The sequence below is a fragment of the Bacillus sp. FSL K6-2865 genome, from assembly GCF_040311405.1.
In the GTDB taxonomy this organism is placed as follows: Bacteria; Bacillota; Bacilli; order Bacillales; family Bacillaceae; genus Bacillus; species Bacillus velezensis.
This window is the reverse complement of sequence record NZ_CP152036.1, coordinates 1,435,325-1,455,124: the sequence shown is the minus strand read 5'-3', so window position 1 is coordinate 1,455,124 and position 19,800 is coordinate 1,435,325. Positions and strand designations below refer to the sequence as shown.

Here is a 19,800-nt window from a genome sequence, read left to right as displayed (position 1 = left end):
CTGCCGCAAAATGATAAACTAATCCTGCATACGCTCCAGCGCATAATCTGCTTCCTCCGCAGTCAGTTCGCCCGCTTTTAATTGTCTGAGGAGCTCTTTTACTCTCTCGTTCTTTCCATTGGAATCCGCTGTTGCACGAGTCTGTGCCTCCGCGGAAAACGTTTCTTTTTTACGAATGGTTACATCCTTCAAACCTGCAAGTCTTTCTCCTTGTTCATTAAGCAGCTGAATATCGTAAATAAGCTCGGATTGACCTTTTTGGCCTGTTTTACGCGCATAAGCCCAGCATTCTGCTGAAACCTTTTTCCGAACCGTAATCTCTCCTATTGAAAAAGGAACATAAACAGATGCCTCTTCTCTTCCGTCCGTAATTCCGAACAAAGATTGCAGAGCCCCATCAATTAAAGACGGATGCAATGTATAATGTTCAAGAGCATATGCGGCTTCTTTTGGCAGCAATAAGTGTGCAACCGCTTCTGTTTTCCCGCCCCATAAACGTTGAATCGGCTGAAAAGCGCGCCCATACAGGAACCCGTTCTCCCGAAAATACTCGTAACATTCATCTTGTTCACGGACAAAAGCACTTCTGTTTATCATCTCTTGTCTGTCAATGTTCTCTATATCATCATCACTGTAATGATGATCATAATCTAATTCCCCCGTCACAAATCCAGTCCTTACAGCAGCATCCTCGTCAGGTGACATGTTAAATAATATGCTGCCGTCTTTTACGGAAATGTGAGTGTAAATGGTCAGGCTCTCTTGCAAAAGCATGGCCGGTCTGGCAAATATCACGTTTTTTAAACGAGTGACCTTTTTCTTTCGATATGACCGCGTTCCCGCTGCGCATGCCATTTCAAGAAAAGCAGCTGCCGGGAGAATGCTCTTGTTTTTTACGATGTGGTCTTTTAACCAAATCTCTTTTTCTCTTAATGTCGTTTTAAAAAACTGCTGTTCCAGAGTAGATTCATTCGAATCCAGAAGCGGGTGCAGTGAAGACTGCCGCGGCAATATTTCCGGAAATGTTGCACTTTGGTTTCGAGGCACCCAGTAAGACTCCTCAGCAAATGGATATAAAGGAAGCTTGACCTTTTGCGGGGTATATTCTTCATATAACTCTCTCCAATGAATATCAGCCCCGAAAGACCATAATTTTGCAAGAAGATTCAAGTCCTTTGTCTCCATCATCACCTCGAGGAATTTATCTTTCCTCTTTTGATCATGAAAGATAAAGACTTTATCAAAATCTTTCGTAACATTCCCTTTGTATACGCCCTCTCCAATTGTTCCTTCAGTACAGAAAGTTCTCAGCTTCTCCTTAAGTTCCGGCAAATCGGAAGCTACAACAGCAAGTCTGTCTTCCATCGGTTCCCTGCATGTCTGCAATGTAAAAGCGATATCAGCTGCCGAGACCTTTGTCTCCCGCTCTGTGAATTGCAGAAGGCGCCGGGCGTATTCTTTCAGTCTGTCTTCATTTTTGGCAGAGAGAACTGCGGCAAACGGACCGCTTATTGTTTGTGTGTCCGCATGGTTTTGATATTCTTCCACAATGACATGGGCATTTGCTCCGCCCGCTCCGAACGAACTGATTGCTGCTCTCCTGTTGGAGGCGCCTGATTCTTTCCGCCACTCTTCTTCTTTCTGCTGAACGTAAAAAGGCGTCTTTTCAAATCGGATATTTTGGTTCAGCTGTTCCGAGTGAATGGATGGCGCCAATTTCTGATGCTTAAATTGTAAAAGAACTTTTGTAAGGGCTGCTATACCTGCGGCAGACTCCAGATGTCCGATATTAGACTTCACTGAACCTATGGCACAAAATTGTTTATCGTCCGTAAATTTCTCAAACGCTTTTGTCAATCCTGCGATCTCAATCGGATCTCCGAGCGAGGTACCCGTTCCGTGTGCTTCCAAGTAGCTGACGGAACGCGGACTGATGCCCGATTTCTTGAAATTTTCAGCAATCAGCTCAGCTTGTGCATTCGGATTCGGAACCGTAAATCCATTGGTTTTTCCGCCATGATTTACAGATGTTCCTTTAATTACTCCGTATATATGATCCTGATCAGCAATTGCTTTTTCCAAAGGTTTCAAAAGGACGGCGCCCGAACCTTCTCCCGGGACATAGCCGTCTCCGCCCTCTCCGAAACTTCTGCACAATCCTTCGGTGGAAACAAAATTACCTTGACTCAGCCAAAGGTATTTGCTGGGATGTATGGACACATTAACGCCGCCCGCAAGCGCAATTTCACTTTCCCCTCTTTTAATGCTCTCACATGCCAAGTGAATGGCCGTCAGCGATGATGAACACATCGTATCCAGTGCAATGCTCGGGCCGGAGAGATTAAAAAAGTATGAAACCCTGTTCGCAATAGATGAAAAGAAGGAACTGAGCGCAATCGGATTGCCCCGCGCAGTTTCTTCTGCGCCGAATAATTGATATTGTCCGTACATGGCTCCGACAAACACACCGGCTTTCATACCGTCAAGCTTCTCTTTTGTATATCCTGAATCTTCAAACGTATGCCAGGAGGTTTCGAGAAAAATTCGCTCCTGAGGGTCCATCAGCTCAGCTTCTTTATGAGAAATGTGGAAAAACAGCGGATCGAATTGATCAACACCGCTGATAAAACCGCCCCACTTACTGTTGATTTTCCCCTTCTCCATTCTGTCGGGACTGTAATTCGATCTGAAATCCCAACGTTCCTCGGGAATTTCAATAATACAGTTTTTCCCTCCGGCAATGTTTTCCCAGAACTCCTCAAGAGTATCGGAATTCGGATATCTTCCGCTCACACCGATAATGGCAATATCCTCACCCGGCTGAACCATGCTCGGTGCAGATGCAACCCTCTGCTGCCGGTGCTGTTTTTTACTCAGATTTTCTCTTTTCTTCGGCACTCTTGTTACCGGAGCTGCCCCTGCGGCCTTAAGCACTTTTTCTTTAAAAGATGTTAGGAAGAAGTTTGAAAGCTCTTCAATGTTCTGATATTCAAAAAAGATTGTTTTTGGAAGATCCCCGAAAGTATCTTCAAGCTTTGAAATAAGTGACATGATCATAAGTGAATTGATTCCGAATTTCTCAAAAGAGTCTTTCGCATTTATTTTATGAGCTTGGATTTTCAAGACACCGCTGATGATCTTGATTAAATAGTCATTGACTTTTTCTTTCGCAGCATATTCCTCTTCTTCATCGTGTTCCGCCGTGAGTGTATCTTGATCTGCTGCAGCTGTATTTCTTTGAATCGAAAGCGCTTTTATCATTTTATCCCGCTTTCCTTCTGCAGGCATTAAGCTGGTAAATGAAGACCGCAGCATTTTCAGAAACGCTTCCAAAACAGAGGAAGTTCGCATCGGAGTCATTCCGTATTTTTCTTTTATTTGGTTGATTCCACTGCTGTCGAGACTCATCCCGCCATCTTTCAATAACGGCCAATTGATTGAAAGGGTTTTTCCGTTTCGGGAGAGCTGAGATCGAAGCACTGCAAAACTGTCCATAAAATGATTTGCGTACGCATAGTCACTTTGGCCGGCATTTCCGTAAGCGGAAAAAGAAGAAAAGAGAACAAAAAAATCAAGATCTTCGTCTTTTGTCAGCTCATCCAGCCAGATTGTCCCGTAAACTTTCGGTTTCAGTACGTCCGTAAAATCACTGAGACTTTTATTTACAAGAAATGAGTCACGAAGGATGCCGGCAGCATGAATGATCCCGTTTATGCTGCCGTACCGCTGTTTAACGCCGAAAATGAATCGCTCTGCCTCTGTTCGATCTGTTATGTCCGTCCGCTGATATTCAACAATAGAGCCGCTCTCATTAAGCTTACTGATCCGTTCTTTTTGATCAGCGGTTAAAAAAGAACGGCCTGTAAGTATAATCACGGCTTGGTTTTCTTTAGCGATGTGTTCCGCAAACAGCAGCCCCAGTTTTCCCGCTCCTCCGGTAATGATATATATGCCGCCTTTTTGATACGTTACAGATCCGTTATCGTGTTCAGGAATATCAATATGCTGCAGCCCTTTCACATAACGGGTATGTGAGTCTATTAAAATCTCACATTCATCCGTTCGAAAGCGCTGTATTTCACTGATTGCAGCATCCCACATCTCGGAAACCGGAGAATTTTTGTCAGAATCCTCATGGCGTATCTGTATGGTTTTCGCTTTAAGCTTGGAGCTTTCCATGTTTACCGTTTTCATGAACCCTCCGACAGCTTCATGAAACGGCTGATTCAGACCGCTTGTCCAATAAATATGCAATAACGTAACAGGTTCGTTTCTCCGCATTAAAGCTTTTGATAATAAAAAGAGCGAGTTTATTCCTCTGCGAAGAGTTTCGTTAACGGATTCTTCAGTGAATTCTCTGATTTCTCCGTTCCATAAATAAAGCACGACATCAGGTGTAAATCCGTTTTCAGCCAAATCAGACAGCAGCATTTCGACATGATTTTCATCAGAAGGATTGATTGTGCATCTATTCCGTTCAATTCTATAATCAGAATCGGGCGTTACGAGAATGACACGGTTATGATCTCCATTCATCATCTCAGCATGCTGAAAAAGACGGTTATCCTGATCAAAAATCAGCATATTCCCCGGTGCCTGCTGATTCGGCATATCAATGTTATTTGTCCTTACCCAATCGTTCTTAAAAAAAATGGTTGGGGACGGAGCTTGTGATTCCGGCTCCGCCTTTTTTTCCATTTGTTCTTTTCTGTAAGTGCGAATTAGCTCCAGTCCTGCATCAGGAGACATTTGCTGTTCTTCAATTAAGGAAAGTATTTGTTTGATCTGCACTATTTTCCCTCCAGCAGCTGATAAACTTGGTCAGCAGAAAGTTCACCGTTTTTCAATTGTTCCAATAAGAAGAGAATTTCCTGATCTTCATTTTTATGACCTGCGGTTAATTCTCCCCCGGTCACTTTTCTGACAGTAAAGTCTTTCATGCTCACGGCTATTTCGCCGCTCTCGTTAATAAAATCAATGTTATACGTATAAAAACCGGTTTCTTTCACCGAAACATGGCATCGGGCAGTAAGCGCCCTCTTAATGTGAAGCTCTCTAAGTGAATAAGGAACAAATAAGCCGTCTTTCTCATTATCTCTTAACAAAAATGCCGCCGCTTGAAAACCGCCGTCAATTAATGAAGGATGAAGTGTAAAATGTGAAAACCCGTTCGCTAAATGATCCGGAAGCTCCAATTCTGCCATTAACTCCATATCACCGCGATATACGGCTTTCAACGTTTGAAAACCGCTATGATATGTCAGGCCCATACGACTGAAGCGGTGATAACACTCTTCCCGGTTTATGACCGCCTTACTGCTGCGTTTGAACTTATCAATATCGACATACTCAGCATTGCTGTTTATGTCTCCGAATACTGTTTCACTTTGTGTGCAGATTTGCTGCACGCCATCCGGCCCCTCTTTACATATCGTTACGTTCAACTTATCTTGTTTCATTTCCAAGTCGGTATAAATGTGCAGCGTTTTTCCTTTATATAATATAGGTCTGTTCCACATCACGTCTTTTATTTTAGATACTTTACTTTCTCCGCTTATTTCCGCACAAACAAGAGCCATTTCAAGCGAAGCGGCTCCTGGCAGCACATAGTCTCCTGAAACAAGATGATCAGTGACGAAAAATTCAGTTCCGGAAATAACAGTTTTAAATGCTTGTTTCTTTAATGTTGAGACATTCTCGCTGATTAATGGGTGAAGACTTTTGCTATTAACCTCGCTTTTGTTCTTTTTCGGGGTGAACCAATAACTCTCTTTTGCAAACGGATAAGTTGGCAGCGGCACTCTATTCAATTTCTTTTTGCCGATTGTCTTCCATTCAAACTCGGCTCCATTGGCCCACCATTGTGCGAGCAGCTCCTCTTTTCCGCTTTGAAGAGCCTCCTCAATCATATATTCAGAAACAGCTGTGCGCTCTTTAGTGTTTTCGCTTATAAATACGCCTTTTTGCACCTTGCTGTCATCAAGAAAGCTGACGTATTTATCTCTCAGCTCAGTCAGACTCGCTGCACATACGGCAATTCTTTCGTTCATTGCTTCCCGGCCGTTTTGCAATGTAAATTCCATGTCACTGGCATTAACGGTCATGTCACCGGCAATCACGCGATCCAAGTACTGAAGCATAAGCCGGATATACTCAAGTAATTGATCTTTGGTTTTCGCAGATAAAACAAAAATATGTGTGTTACCGTTGTTTTCCGGCACTTCTTTTTGAGGTTCCCTATATTCCTCTAAAACAATATGCGCGTTCACACCGCCGAATCCGAATGAGCTGACACCCGCTCTCCTCGGCAGATCGTTGTTCTCTTCATCTTTTATCGGATTCCACTTTTGAGCGGTTTCTGTGATATAAAATGGCGTATTTTCCAGTTTGATGTATGGATTGAGTTCTGAAAAATGGGCGAGTCCCGGAAGTTTGCGATATTTAAAAGCCAGTAACACTTTCAGCACTCCGGCTATTCCGGCAGCGGTTTCGAGATGGCCGATGTTTGTTTTCACAGACCCGATTCCGCAGCATTTCTGTTTCGCAAAAGGAATGTCCCATTCTTGATATAACGTTTTAAATGCCTTTATGATGCTGTTCACTTCAATCGGATCGCCAAGACTTGTCCCTGTGCCATGCGCTTCTATATATCCCGCAGTGGCAGGGCTGACCCCCGCCTTCCGCCAAGCTTCGGTTAATAAGTCCGCCTGAGCGTTCGGATTCGGAGCTGTCAAAGAATTGGCGCGGCCGCCGTGATTTACAGCTGACCCTTTAATCAAACCATATATATGATCACCGTCTGCCTGTGCTTTGCTGAGCGGCTTAAGCAATACTGCAGCCGCCCCTTCACTCCTTACATAGCCGTCAGCGCTTTTATCGAACGTTTTGCACTTTCCGTCTTTGGAAAGCATACCTGCTTTATCAAAAGCTATAAACAGAGTAGGGCTTGTCATAATATGCACTCCGCCTGCAATCGCCATTTCAAAATCGCCTCTTTGAATCCCCTCAGCCGCACGATGGAGTGCAACTAACGAACTTGAACAGGCAGTGTCAATCGGTTCGCTCGGACCCGTCAGGTTCAGCTGGTAAGAAATACGATTTGCCAATATACAATGATTTAAACCGGTTGCGGTCTGCGCCTGAACAGAGACACCATTTTCATTCAGACGTTCAGCATAATCCGTTGTGGCGACCCCTGCAAACACCGCGGTTTTCGTCCCTGCCAAATCAGACGGCTTATATCCCGCATCTTCTATTGTTTTCCATACAGTCTCCATAAAAATTCTTTGCTGGGGATCCATTAATTCTGCTTCGGCGGGAGAAATCCCGAAAAACAACGGATCAAAACTGTCCGCGCCTTTGATAAATCCGCCTTTTTTTATTTTTGTTCTATTGACGTCCCTGATCGGATCGCCGTCAAACTCTTTCCAGTTCCAACGGTCTTCAGGAATGTCTGTAATCATATCCCGCCCTTTTTCAATTCCTTTCCAAAAGTCTTCCAGCGTATCTGTTTGGGGGAAACGGCCGCTTATTCCCACTATTGCAACCGGCTCATTCATATGTCTTTCCTCTTGCCTGGTTTTGTTTTCAGGCTCAGGGGAATGTTCATAGGATTCCGGCGGAGGCGTGCTGTACAATGTTTTTTCGTCAGCTGCAGAAAAAGATTCTGTCTCAGCAAAAAGGATTTCTCCGTATTGCTCGATTACATAATCAGTCATTTCAGCCAGTGAATTGCATTCAAAGAAAATGGACGGCAACAATTCCGTACCATATTGTTGATTGATTTCATTTCCGAGTCTGGTAAACGTAATAGAATCAAATCCGTACTCGCCGAATGAAATCTCTTCTTCTATTTCCTTTCTGTCAATCTTCAAAATACTTGACATCATCTTTGCGATGCCCTCAATCAGATTTTCTCTCCGGTCTTTCGCCGCAGATTCATCTGAAGAAAAAGAACCGCAGAGATGAAGCTCCTCGGAATACTCACTCTTTAAAAACTCAAGAAGTTCATTAAAATCAGTAAGACCGAAAAAATCTGACGGCATCATTGATATTCCTAATGTTTCGTTTAATTCGTTGCCCAGCATTGTAAACATAATTGAATCAAATCCGTATTCACTTATCGGCAGTTCAAAATCAAATTCCCGTTCTTCAATTTTTAATACGCCGGTGATGATGCGCGTCAAAGTGCTTTTTAAAGATTCAGTTATTGACAGCTCTTTCGGTTCGTGATTTTCGTCGGCGATTGCCGGATCACTTTTTCCGCTGTCAATCGTTATCATTCGTTCCAGCTTTAATTCATTACCGCTAAATACCATTATTTGATGTTCACACCCTGTCATTGCTTGATCAAATGCTGCAAGGCCTTCCCGTTTTCCCAGAGGCAGCATTCCGAAACGGTCATAAAGGAACTTCTCTGAATGAATATCAATTTGCATACCGCCTTCTTTCCATAAAGGCCAATTAATCGAGACTGTTTTTCCAGGTTTATTTTCCGCCGCTCTCATTTCCGCAAAATAATCCATAAACCGGTTTGCATAAGCATAATCAGTTTGTCCGGCATTCCCGATTATTGCGCTGATAGATGAAAACATAACAAAAAAGTCCAGAGGTTCTCTGTCTGTATACCGGTCAAGCCATATTGTTCCGTAAACCTTGCTGGCCAAAACTGAATCGAGATCCTCTTCACGCTTATTGATGAGTAATGAATCTTTTATCACACCGGCGCTGTGAATAATTCCTTTAACAGGACCTAATTTGTTTTTGACGAGTTTTATCAGGTTATTGACATTTTCCTTATCAGAAATATCGGTTCTTACATAAAAAACCTCTGATCCGTTTTTTTCGAGCTCTTTTACATTGCTTACGGCTTCCTCAGAAAGCTCTGACCTGCCGATAAGGACAAGTTTTATTCTCCCTTTTCGCACAAGATGTCTGGCGAAAATCAGTCCCAGACCGCCTGTTCCTCCTGTAATGAGGTAAACTCCCCCTTCTTTTACTTCCATCTTTTCGGGGGGCTCGGCACTTTCAATTTCTGCAGAGTGCTTTACCTGCCTGATTCCATCTCTGTATCTGATTTCTGAAGTATCATCGCTGATGATTGTTTCTTTCACAAGGTTTTTTAATTCAGGCAGACCGGTGTTCAGCTGTAACTGAATTTCGTCGCTGTGTATTTCAATATTTTTACCGGACAACATAGGATGTTCTAAATGAAGCGACCTAAAAAAGCCGCTGATTGCCATTTGATAAGGTAAGATTTGATTTTCCCTTGTGAAAAATACATGTGATATCAGGATTTTATGTCTTGGGATTGTTGCTAACAGAGCTTTCGTTACATTGAAAACCGGCAAAACAGCCTCTTCCAGCTTTTCACGAATGTTCTGCTCAATTCCCGTTTCAGGGCTCATCCCGATTAAAATGACGCGGTCAATTGTCACTTGTCTTTCTTTAAGAATCGCCAGCAATTTCTTATAGCCGTCAAGTTTGACGCTGTTCAATTCAAAGGAATCAGCTTCTTTTTCTTGAAAACTGCCGCCATGGCGGACAAAGATCATGTTCAGGCCGATATCTTTATATGCCTGGCGGATCAGCGGTTCTGATATATCCCGACGGAGTGAAATCACAAGGCAGCTGTTTAAACCGCTGGCTTCAGGCTGATGAAGCAGAGGGGCCCGCTTCCACATATCTGTGTAATACTTAACTGAATGCCGCTCATCCTGAGTCTGCGGTGCAGCCCTTAATGCCTTCAACGCTAAGTTTTTTATTTTAAGACTTACAGATCCGTTTTCATCCATAAATAGTATATGAAACCTTTTGACATCATCATGTTGTCTTTCATCGGCAGCTGTAATGTAAGCATAGCCGTTTGCCGAAGGTGCGTGAAGAATCTCCAGCTCACCTAATTCAAAAGGCAAATATGCGGTGTGATCGTCTTCCTGACCGGACGTAAACCCTGTTGTGGATTGAAAAATGCCATCCAATAAACACGGTTCCAGCAGCGTGCCGGATTTTTTATGAATGCTCTCAGGAAGTGATATTCGTGCAAGAACAGCATTTTCATGAATAAACAGCTGTTTTATTACCTGAAAACTGGTTCCATAGTCCAAACCGCTCTGCCGGAAGGTCCTATAACACTCAGCGCCGCTGATTAATCTTTTCTGTCCGGTTAACCAGCTGTCCAATTGAAAATGCTCTGTATGAGAGGCATCTTGATCTCCGCATGTGATAATGTTTCCTTGGCAGTGAACTGCCGCTTCAGGTTGCATATCGGTTTTCACCACAAATCTTCCGTCTTTTTGATTCGGCAGCAGATCTATCATTATCGTCTTTTCTTTTTCAACGGTTATCGGAACCGCCCATACAACCTGACTCAGTTTTATGACTGATTTTCCGTACAGCCTCTCTCCCGCTTCTCTGGCCGCTTCGATGATTGCCGCTCCGGGCAGAACCATATTCCCATGCACAACATGGTCTTTTACATAATATTCAGAATCTGAAAGCGTTTTATAAAATCGGCACTCACCAGCTGAAAAATCAAATAAAGGAGCTTTATCAGCTGCTGATGTTGTTTGCGCCTTATTTGACACCCACAGTCTGTTTTTTAAGAAAGGGTAAGTCGGCAGGGCAATTTTTGCCGGTTTTCTGCCGGTGCGGAAGTCATCCCAGCTTAAATTGCCTCCTGATACCCAGAATTCAGCCATTTCGGCTAATGTGGTGCTGCCGGATTTGAGCGGAAGATCCGATTGCCGCTGTCCGCGTTTATGATTCAGTTTTTTCCCTCTAAATATTTCGTAATCGTCAATTCCATTATAAAAGTGATTTAATTTCAACATCAGATCATCGATATTATTTGAAATGACAGCAAGCCTTTCCGGCATGGCTTCACGCCCTTCAAGAAGGGTATACGCAATATCAGAAAGGTGAAGCGGCTTGTTTGTTCCCGCTTGCTGTAAAAACTCGCCCTGCTTATGACGGGCCTTTTGAAGATATTCCTCCAGCTGTTTTGCTGATTCCCGTAAACTCAGTGAATGCTTGGCTGAGAGTACGATAAGTTCCTCACTTTCCTCACGCCTCGTATGACAGTCAGCAGCAGACTCATACTCTTCCACAAGGATATGAGCATTTGCCCCGCCCGCTCCGAAAGAACTTAATCCCGCACGCCGCGGATATTTGCTGTCAGAATGTTTTTCATTCGCGGGTTTTATCCAGTCGGCGGTTTCCTGTTGAAGACAAAAAGGTGTCTCTTCCAGATAAAGATCCGGATGCACCCGTTCAGCATGCAGTGTTGCGGCTATTTTTTTATACTTCATTTGTAAGATAATCTTTGTCAGGCCGGCAATACCCGCGGCCGCTTCCAGGTGGCCGATGTTAGATTTAATCGATCCGAGAGAGCAATATGAAACATCTTCGGTATAAGCTCTAAACGCCTTGGTCAGGCCTCGGACTTCAATCGGGTCACCCAGCGGCGTTCCCGTGCCGTGGGCTTCAATAAAGCTGACACTTCTGGCGCTCCAACCGGCCGCTTTAAGAGCTCCTTGAATTAAATCCGCCTGTGCGGCAGGATTAGGCACCGTATAGCCATTTGTCTTTCCGCCATGATTAATTGCCGTTCCTTTAATGACGGCGTACACAGTATCATTATCACGTATGGCATCTTTAAGCGGTTTAAGAATAACGGCCCCGACACCTTCCCCGGGCACGAAACCGTCGCCGCCTTCTCCAAAACTTCTGCATTTTCCCGATTTTGAAAGCATCCCCATCTGACATCGGTATAAATAGTCAGAAGGATGAAGATACAAATTTACTCCTCCCGCAACCGCAACCGAGCACTCACCCTTTGTTAAACTTTGGCAAGCCATGTGAATTGCCGTTAAGGATGAAGAACAAGCCGTATCTACAGGGACACTGGGACCTGTAAAGTCAAATGTGTAAGACACTCTGTTCGCGAGAGACCATGGGAACGAATTTGGAAGTACATCGTTTTTGTCCGTCGGTATTCTTTCGCCGAGCAGCTTGTAAGAATTGGTCGTCACTCCCGCAAATACACCGACATGTTTTTCGGTCTGCTTTCTCAACCCTTCAATGGTATATCCCGAATCTTCAAATGCTTTCCATACGGTTTCGAGAAATATTCGTTCCTGAGGATCCATCGCTTCTGCTTCTCTCGGCGATATTTGGAAAAACAAAGAATCAAATGATTCAGCATTCTTTAAAAATCCGCCCCATTTGCAATAAATTTTCCCCTCATGCGCTTTAGCGGGGTCTGGATCATAGTAGGTCTCATAATTCCATCGTTCTTTCGGAATTTCTGTGATTGCGGTTCTCTCTTTTGATAGAAGCTCCCACAATTCTTCGATATTTTCAGCCCCGGGATAACGGCCGCTGATACCGATTACCGCTATCCCGTCAAGATGTTCTTTTTCCTCCGCCGCAGGTGCAGTGATGTTTTGTTCCGGCCTGGCGGGGGTAATGCTCTGAATCTGTTTTCCTTTTTCCTCCCGTGAAAATAAACGCCCCAGCCGATCCGGATATTCCTTTACAAGATGATCTGCTAAATCTCTGATTGTATGAAATTCAAATAAAAGCGTTTTCGAAATTGCTCCCAGTGACTGCTCCAGCTTTGTGTTGCATTGATGAATCATAACCGAATCCATTCCATATTCAGCCAGATGCACATCTTGATCGATCTCTTCCCGTTCTGCACCGATCTCAGAGGAGATGATATTGGTTAAAAACAAAACTGTCTGATCCAAAATATCGCCTTGAGCCAAAGGAATGGCACTGCCTGTCTCTGTTTCATCCGTCAAAAATCTCTGCCGCATAAATTGTTCAAAGCGCTCATGATCACCGCAGACTGCAATATTATGCAGCTGACCCGAAGTTACAATCCGCGAAAACCATTGCGTTCCGTCTTCAGCAGGAAGTTCTTCGAGCCCGGAACCATGAAAAAGAGACGTCCGCCCTTGACCTGACAGGTTCGCCCCCATTCCGATGTCTTGCCATAAAGGCCAATTGATTGTCAGCGTGCGGCCGCTGCGCAGAGAATTTTGCCGTTTCTGTTCCCGATATTCGGCAAAATGATCTAAAAAGCCGTTTGCATATGCATAATCACATTGGCCTTCGTTCCCTGCAATAGAGACGACTGAAGAAAAAACGGCGAAAAAATCCAATTCCAGCGACTTCGTTGCATGATCAAGATTCAATGCACCATGAACTTTCGGAGCAATCACCTCTGAAAGTTCCTGCTTTGTTTTTCGAAAAAGCAGCGAGTCTCTGATAACTCCTGCACAATGAATGACGCCATGAAGACCGGCATGCTGATCGGTAATACCGTCAATCATTTTTTTTACCGCTTCTTTATCGGATATATTCGCCTGTATATAATAAACCTTGGCTTTAAAGCTGTTCAGGTATTCTAAATGTTTCTGCTTATCTCCGTTTAAAACAGATCGCCCCGATAGGATAATGGTGGACCTTTCAGTTTTCGCGCAATATTCAGCGACTTTACTGCCAATCCCCCCGAATCCCCCTGTAATTAAATACACTTTATCTTTTTCAGGGTATTGAACGGTCTTTCTGTTTGTTTCTCTCTGCTTCTCTAACATCCGTGCATATCTTACGCAGCCTCTGTACTTGATATAAAGATGCCGATCAGGCGCTGTGTTTATTTCTTTATAAAGAATGTCAGCCTTCTCTGAAAATGAAACGGATGCAGAATCATGTTCAAAGCAAACCGTCTTACAATGAAGCTGCGGGTATTCTTGTTTTACCGAATTTAAAAAACCGTTCATACCTTCAAAATACGGCAATTTTTCTTTTTGATTCGCGCTGAATGTATAAATGAACGTTACTTTATTTATAAGGTTCTCGCTGATTAAAGCCTTAGTCAGATAAAACACGGAATAAATTCCTGATTCGAGTGTTTCTTCCAGTTCAGGCTGTTTTTCAGACCACGTATGCAAAATTGCATCGGGCGCTGCGCCTTTTTCCTTTAACAGACGAATGACACCTTGATAATCTTCGGGACGCTGCCTGTTGATCGTGAAAACACTGTCGCTTATCTGCTCTAAACGCTCACCGGGCATAATAAGATATGCGGACGTATTCTCTCTTTTTTTCAGCTCTTCAAAATAGTCTTTATTCCCGGAGAACAACAAAATAGTACAGGCTTGTCGGCTGCCCGCTTCATTCTCAATTGCGGTTTCTTTCCATACCGGCGTATAAAGTGCCTGATTCTTCTTTTCTGAAAAAGCCGTGTCTGATTTTACCGGCTGAGGGTTTAAAGAAAATTGAGAGCGCTCAAACGGATAAGGCGGAAGCGGGGCTTTTCTTTTATGATCATCACCTAGTTTCGCCCATTCAATCTCTTCTCCTGAAAGCCACATTTGCATAAATGAATGATATAGAGCCTCATCGGCTGGTTTGTCCGCTTCAAAAGCAGCCGCTTTGTTTAGTTTTGCTGATGGAGGGAGCGATCCGAATTGAAAAACTGAAAAATCAGAAATATTCACATCCGGCTCCGTTCCCTTTTCTTCCGTGTGAAGCGGCATATGGTCAGCTATCTCCTGAGACACGGCATCCATTTGATTGTATTCTGTCATCAACGGAAAACGAGTTTTATCATAAAAACCTGCCGGCTGCTCATTAATACAAGCAACAGCCTGTTTAATTCCGTCTTGCTTTTTCAATAACATGCTCAGAAAAAGTTCTTTAGACAAGATTCCTTCATCCAGTAAATTTAATATTTCCAGAACATAATCATTATTAAAGAATCCATCATAATCTGTTAAATCCCATCTCTTATACAGTCTTCTCATAGAGGCAAGGATAGCCATGATCGCCGCTTCCTCATCAGCCGGCAATGCGTTTCTTTTATCCGCCGTGCGCTTCACAATATAAGATAAAATCTCGATTTCCTGAGTCTTCCCCGCTTTATCCCACTCTTCTAAAAACCCTTTAAACGTATATTGGTGCTCAAGAAGCAGCCGTGTTTTCCCGTACAGGCGGTCTGCAAAATCAGCCGGGAAGCTCAGACCGTTCAGCAGCACCCTTACATATTCTTCATTTAATCGAACCGGCGGGTACGTTTTTGAAGTGTACGGATTGACAAATGGAATGGACGGCGGCTCACAGGATAAATGCGAAGGTTTTTCAGCGCCTGTGATGACAGAAATGGCCTTTTCAATTTTGATGATATCCGCTGCTGCAAGAGCGACGTAATATCCGTCTCCGGCGCCTGTAATGAGGCTTGGCTTAAAACCGGATGCCAGGATACTTTTTATGATTTCCGTATTGATAACTAAAGAATACAAGCGGATTTTCTCAGGTGTCCATTTTCTTTTAAATGAACTGTGCAATGTTGGTATACCCTTCAGCACCGGCCTTACGTTCTTTTCTAAATCAGGGAACACCCGTTTCAAAACGGCAAATTGTTTATAACTTTCCCATTTGAAGTCACCGATGGCAAGCGCCCATTCAGAATCTTGTTTCCTCCGAAAACTCAATCCCTCTTTAAGCTGATTTTTAAATTCCTCCTTGCTGCCTGCCAATAAACCAGCCCTGTAATCAAACGATGTCCTTGTTAAAAGGGTGCTGCTGATCACTTCATTTGATATTTTGCAAAATTCCTCTGAATCGTCAGCAAAGGTTCTCCAATGATGTATCATTTGTTTCATGCTTTCTTCACTTTTAGCGGAAAAAAGGAAGGGTACCCTTCCTTTTCTATCAGATTCGTCTTTTGTATGTATAAATTCTTCGATGATGACGTGAGAGTTAACACCCCCAAAACCGAAGGAGCTGATTCCCGCCCTGAGCGGAGCCCCGTCTGCCGCCTTCCAATCACTTGAATCAAGCGCCGGCCTAAACGGTGTTTTTTCAAACTGTATAATTGGGTTTACCGTATGTACATTCAGGCTTTTCGGCACCCTCCGGTGTTTCATCATCATTAGAACTTTTATCAATCCGGCCATTCCCGCTGCTGCTTCTGTATGACCGATATTTGTTTTCACACTTCCGATCCTGCAATATTGAGTATCCTCAGTATATTGCCGATACGCTTTTGTCAATGCTTCTATTTCTATCGGATCGCCCAGAGATGTTCCTGTGCCATGTGCTTCTACGTAAGAAACCGTCGCAGCATCGACAGCAGCGTTGTGTAAAGCTTCTGAGATGACCCGGCACTGCGCTTCTGCTCTGGGAGCGGTTATGGAACGGGTTTTACCGCCATGATTAACAGCTGTCCCTTTTATGATCCCGTATATATGGTGACCGGCTTTTACTGCATCACCAAGGCGCTGCAGCAATACAACGCCTGCCCCTTCTCCGGGAACGTACCCGTTCGCTGCTGCGTCAAAGGTTTTACATTTGCCGTCAGGACTCAGCATTCTGGCTTTGGAAAAAGAAATATATTTTCCGGGTTGGAAATTCAAGTTTACTCCCGATGCGATTGCATAATCGCTTTCTTTTGTCCGCAATGACTTAACCGCTTCATGTAAAGCAACAAGCGATGATGCACAAGCGGCATTTACAGACATGCTTTTTCCGGTCAAACCGAATGTGTATGAAAGCCGGTTGGAAAGCATAGCTTCGAAACTTCCTAAACAGGCATAACTGTCGATTTCCGATTCAGCATGACCTGTCTGCCGGTAGTCAGAATTCATAATACCCGCAAAAACAGAAGTGGTTTTACGCTGGAGATCCTGCAAAGAAACCCCGGAATCTTCGATGCACCGCCAAGTTTCTTCTAAAAGGATTCTTTGCTCAGGATCCATGTTTTTCGCTTCCCGGGGAGAGATATTAAAAAACTTATGGTCGAAATGGTCAGCTTTATGAATAAAACCTCCCCACTTGCTGATTGTTTTGTTCGGTATACTGATATCAGCTGAATAATAAAGTTCGGGATCCCACCGTTCAATCGGCACTTCCCGGATGGAATCTTTGCCGCTATTTATGTTTTCCCAGAATTCATGATAATGATCTGCATCGGGGAATCTGCAAGCAACCCCGATTATCGCGATATCCGCACTCTGTTTATTCAAATGAACCATTGGCCTCCACCCGCTCCTTCTTTAGTGTAGAAATAACGTATTCAATCTGCGCCTTAGCAGACTTTCGGTCTCATTCATCAATTTTTCACCAATGTCATCGACATGTCTGTTTCTCCATGATTCCAAATCCGTGCCCTTTACCCAATGATTAAAAGCGCCTAAAGACGGGCCGCAATGAACTTGGAAATTCACCTTTTGTTCTTCCTGCCCTTCCAAAGCAAGCAGACATCCTCTCTGCAAATACCACTTAAATAGTAACAGCATCTTATATTTTTGATTGCGCTCAGCTTTTTGGGCCAGGTTCGGCTGTTTTTCTATTAAGCTTTCGTAGATTTCATCAACAGTCTTGTTAAAATAATCGTTTTCGAGCTGAATCTTTGTCTTTTCATCTATCTCACTCAAAGACTCATATTGTAGGTAGATTTGAAATAATTTATTTGCCCTGACCGGAAACAGCGTGCCCTTTTTCAGCACCTGCACCTTTGTTCCGAACTCAAACAGAGTCTCCGAAGGCGCATAAGCAGTATCGCATATTCCTGTCTCACTCAGCATTTCTTTAACAAAACCGCTTGTTTCGGCTTCAACTGTACATTGATTAATGGATCCCGTCATAATAAAATCAGCGCCCATTAAAAAAGCAGACGCGGCAGACTCGGGAGTTCCGATTCCTCCCGCAGCCCCGACCCTTATCTTCCTTGCGTATTTGTGTGTTTCCATCATTTCATCCCGCAGGTTAACAAAAAACGGCAGCATCGCTGTCAATGAGCCCTGTTCAGTATTACTTCCGCAATCTGCTTCAATAATGATATCGTCTGCTGCCGGAATACGGCTGAGCCACTCCGCCTGCTCTTCCGTCAGCATACCGTGCTGACACATTCTCTTTACGATACTTGGAGGAGGCGGACTCAGAAATGCGGCCGCAACTTCCGGCCGTGAAACTTTGGCAATGATCCGATTATGAGGTATGACCCTGCCGCTTTTGTCTATCTTCAACTGATGCGCTTTGTAATAAATTAATGGTGCGCTGACGGAAAAATACGAAGACGCTTCTATTACTCGTACGTCATGCTTGATATATAAATCTATCAATTCCTTTTCTCTATCTTGATGATCCGGCTCAAATCGCAGATTCATTCCGTAGGGCTGGCCATTTTTGAGTGTCTTCTTAATAGAAATAAGGGCCTGTTCAATTTCCCTTATAGGTAAACCCGCTGTGCCAAAGAACCCCAGCATTCCTTTCTTCCCGAGGCGGATCAGCATTTCAGCGGAAGAGATCCCTCTATGCATCGCACCTGCCAAATACGCGTATGTCAAACCGTAATCTTCTTTGAAAGATTGATCACCCAATCGGGACACCGGTGAAGCTGCACCGCTCTCTATATTTTCGGCCAAGAGGCTATGCTCTTTCCCGCTTTCCGAATTGTCCTTGTTCCCTTCAGAAAAAAAGAGACTGTCTTCCGGCGCACTGATAGTAAGCGGTTCCTCATCTCTTTGTATGGTTTGAATTAATTTAGTCAGAATGTTTCCAGGACCGATCTCTTCAAACAGAGTGACGCCTTGTCCCATTAGATACCTGATGCTTTCAGTCCATTTTACTGAGTTTGTTATTTGTTCAATTAAATTCCGTTTGATATCTTCTTGTTTATAAGGTCTTGCCGTATAGTTAGAAATGACCGGGAAATTCAATTCAGAAAAATGAAACTCCTCGATAAATTCCGCAAATTCACGCTGTGCACTTTCCATGAAACGAGAATGAAAAGCTCCGCCGACTTGCAATACGATATAAGCTTTCGCCCCTTCTTTTTCAAAAAAAGAGGCTGCCCGCTTTATCTCTTCTGCAGCCCCTGCTATCACAATTTGTGAAGATGTATTGTAATTGGCGATATCTATTTGGCCGAGTTCATACTTTTGAAGTATTTTTTTTATGTGATGCTCATCCAGTCCGATCACGGCAGCCATTCCGCCCTCGGAAGCCTCACTCATTAACTCGCCTCTTTTAGCAACCAGCCGGAGACCTGTTTCAAAATTAAAAACGCCGGCCGCAAAAAGCGCAGTATATTCACCCAGACTATGTCCTGCAACAGCATCAGGGCGTGTATGACCTTCTTTTAAACCCTTTAAATATTGCAGTGCGCTCACTGTATAAATTGCAGGCTGTGTATACTTCGTATCAGTCAGCCTTTCTTTTTCATCTGAAAGGCATAAATCCTTTATGGAGTATCCTAAAATATGATCTGCCTTTTTAATGAGCTCACTGAATTCATCGAATAAGTCTCTGCCCATTCCTTTAAACTGCGCTCCCTGTCCGGGAAAGACGTAAGCAAGCATTTGTTTTCCTCCTGTTCCGTATTTCTGCCGTTTCTTTTCGTTCCGATTTTGATTAACGTTTTTCACTTCAATTTTAAAATTGTCGTTTACTCTCAGCATCCTTACTTAATAAGCATTACGAAGCAAAATAAAAAAACCTTTATGCCGGATAAAGGTTTAAAAGCAAAAGCATGTACAAATATCATATCGCCGTAAATATAAATAGATAGAATTTTCCGATAATTAAAATCGCATTTTCATTCTGTTTTATATATATCAATATAATAAAAACATTCCAACGTGCCGAAACAACGATTGGTTTTATGTGAATATTTCCCTAAATAAATACTATACCATGATTTACTTGTTGTCAATGGGAAACACACGTATATACCAATTCTTCAGCCGCCTTTTTACAGGCGGCTGAACTCGGTTGTTATCAGTTCAT

The 19,800-nt window shown here is 43.5% G+C and carries 3 protein-coding genes; all 3 read right to left on the bottom strand.

The annotated features are described in order from the left end of the window. Positions 1–18 precede the first annotated feature (18 nt). The 3 genes from NYE42_RS07380 to fabD are packed head-to-tail and all read right to left on the bottom strand — an operon-like array spanning position 19 to position 19,373. On the bottom strand, positions 19–4,791 hold the full coding sequence (locus NYE42_RS07380) for a type I polyketide synthase (protein ID WP_352426863.1): 4,773 nt from the start codon (positions 4,789–4,791) through the stop codon (positions 19–21). After that, entirely contained in the window at positions 4,791–17,045 is a 12,255-nt protein-coding gene (locus NYE42_RS07375; RefSeq protein ID WP_352426862.1) for an SDR family NAD(P)-dependent oxidoreductase, read from the bottom strand. Before NYE42_RS07375 ends, NYE42_RS07380 begins: the two co-directional genes overlap by 1 nt. 21 nt (positions 17,046–17,066) lie before the next feature. Continuing rightward, positions 17,067–19,373, bottom strand: a complete 2,307-nt coding sequence (gene fabD / locus NYE42_RS07370; RefSeq protein ID WP_352426861.1) for an ACP S-malonyltransferase — start codon at positions 19,371–19,373, stop codon at positions 17,067–17,069. Positions 19,374–19,800 lie beyond the last annotated feature (427 nt).

Coding starts and splice junctions, on each gene's coding strand:
- NYE42_RS07375 (WP_352426862.1), bottom strand. CDS start 17,045: ATGGTTCATTTGAATAAACAGAGTGCGGATATCGCGATAATCGGGGTT.
- fabD (WP_352426861.1), bottom strand. CDS start 19,373: ATGCTTGCTTACGTCTTTCCCGGACAGGGAGCGCAGTTTAAAGGAATG.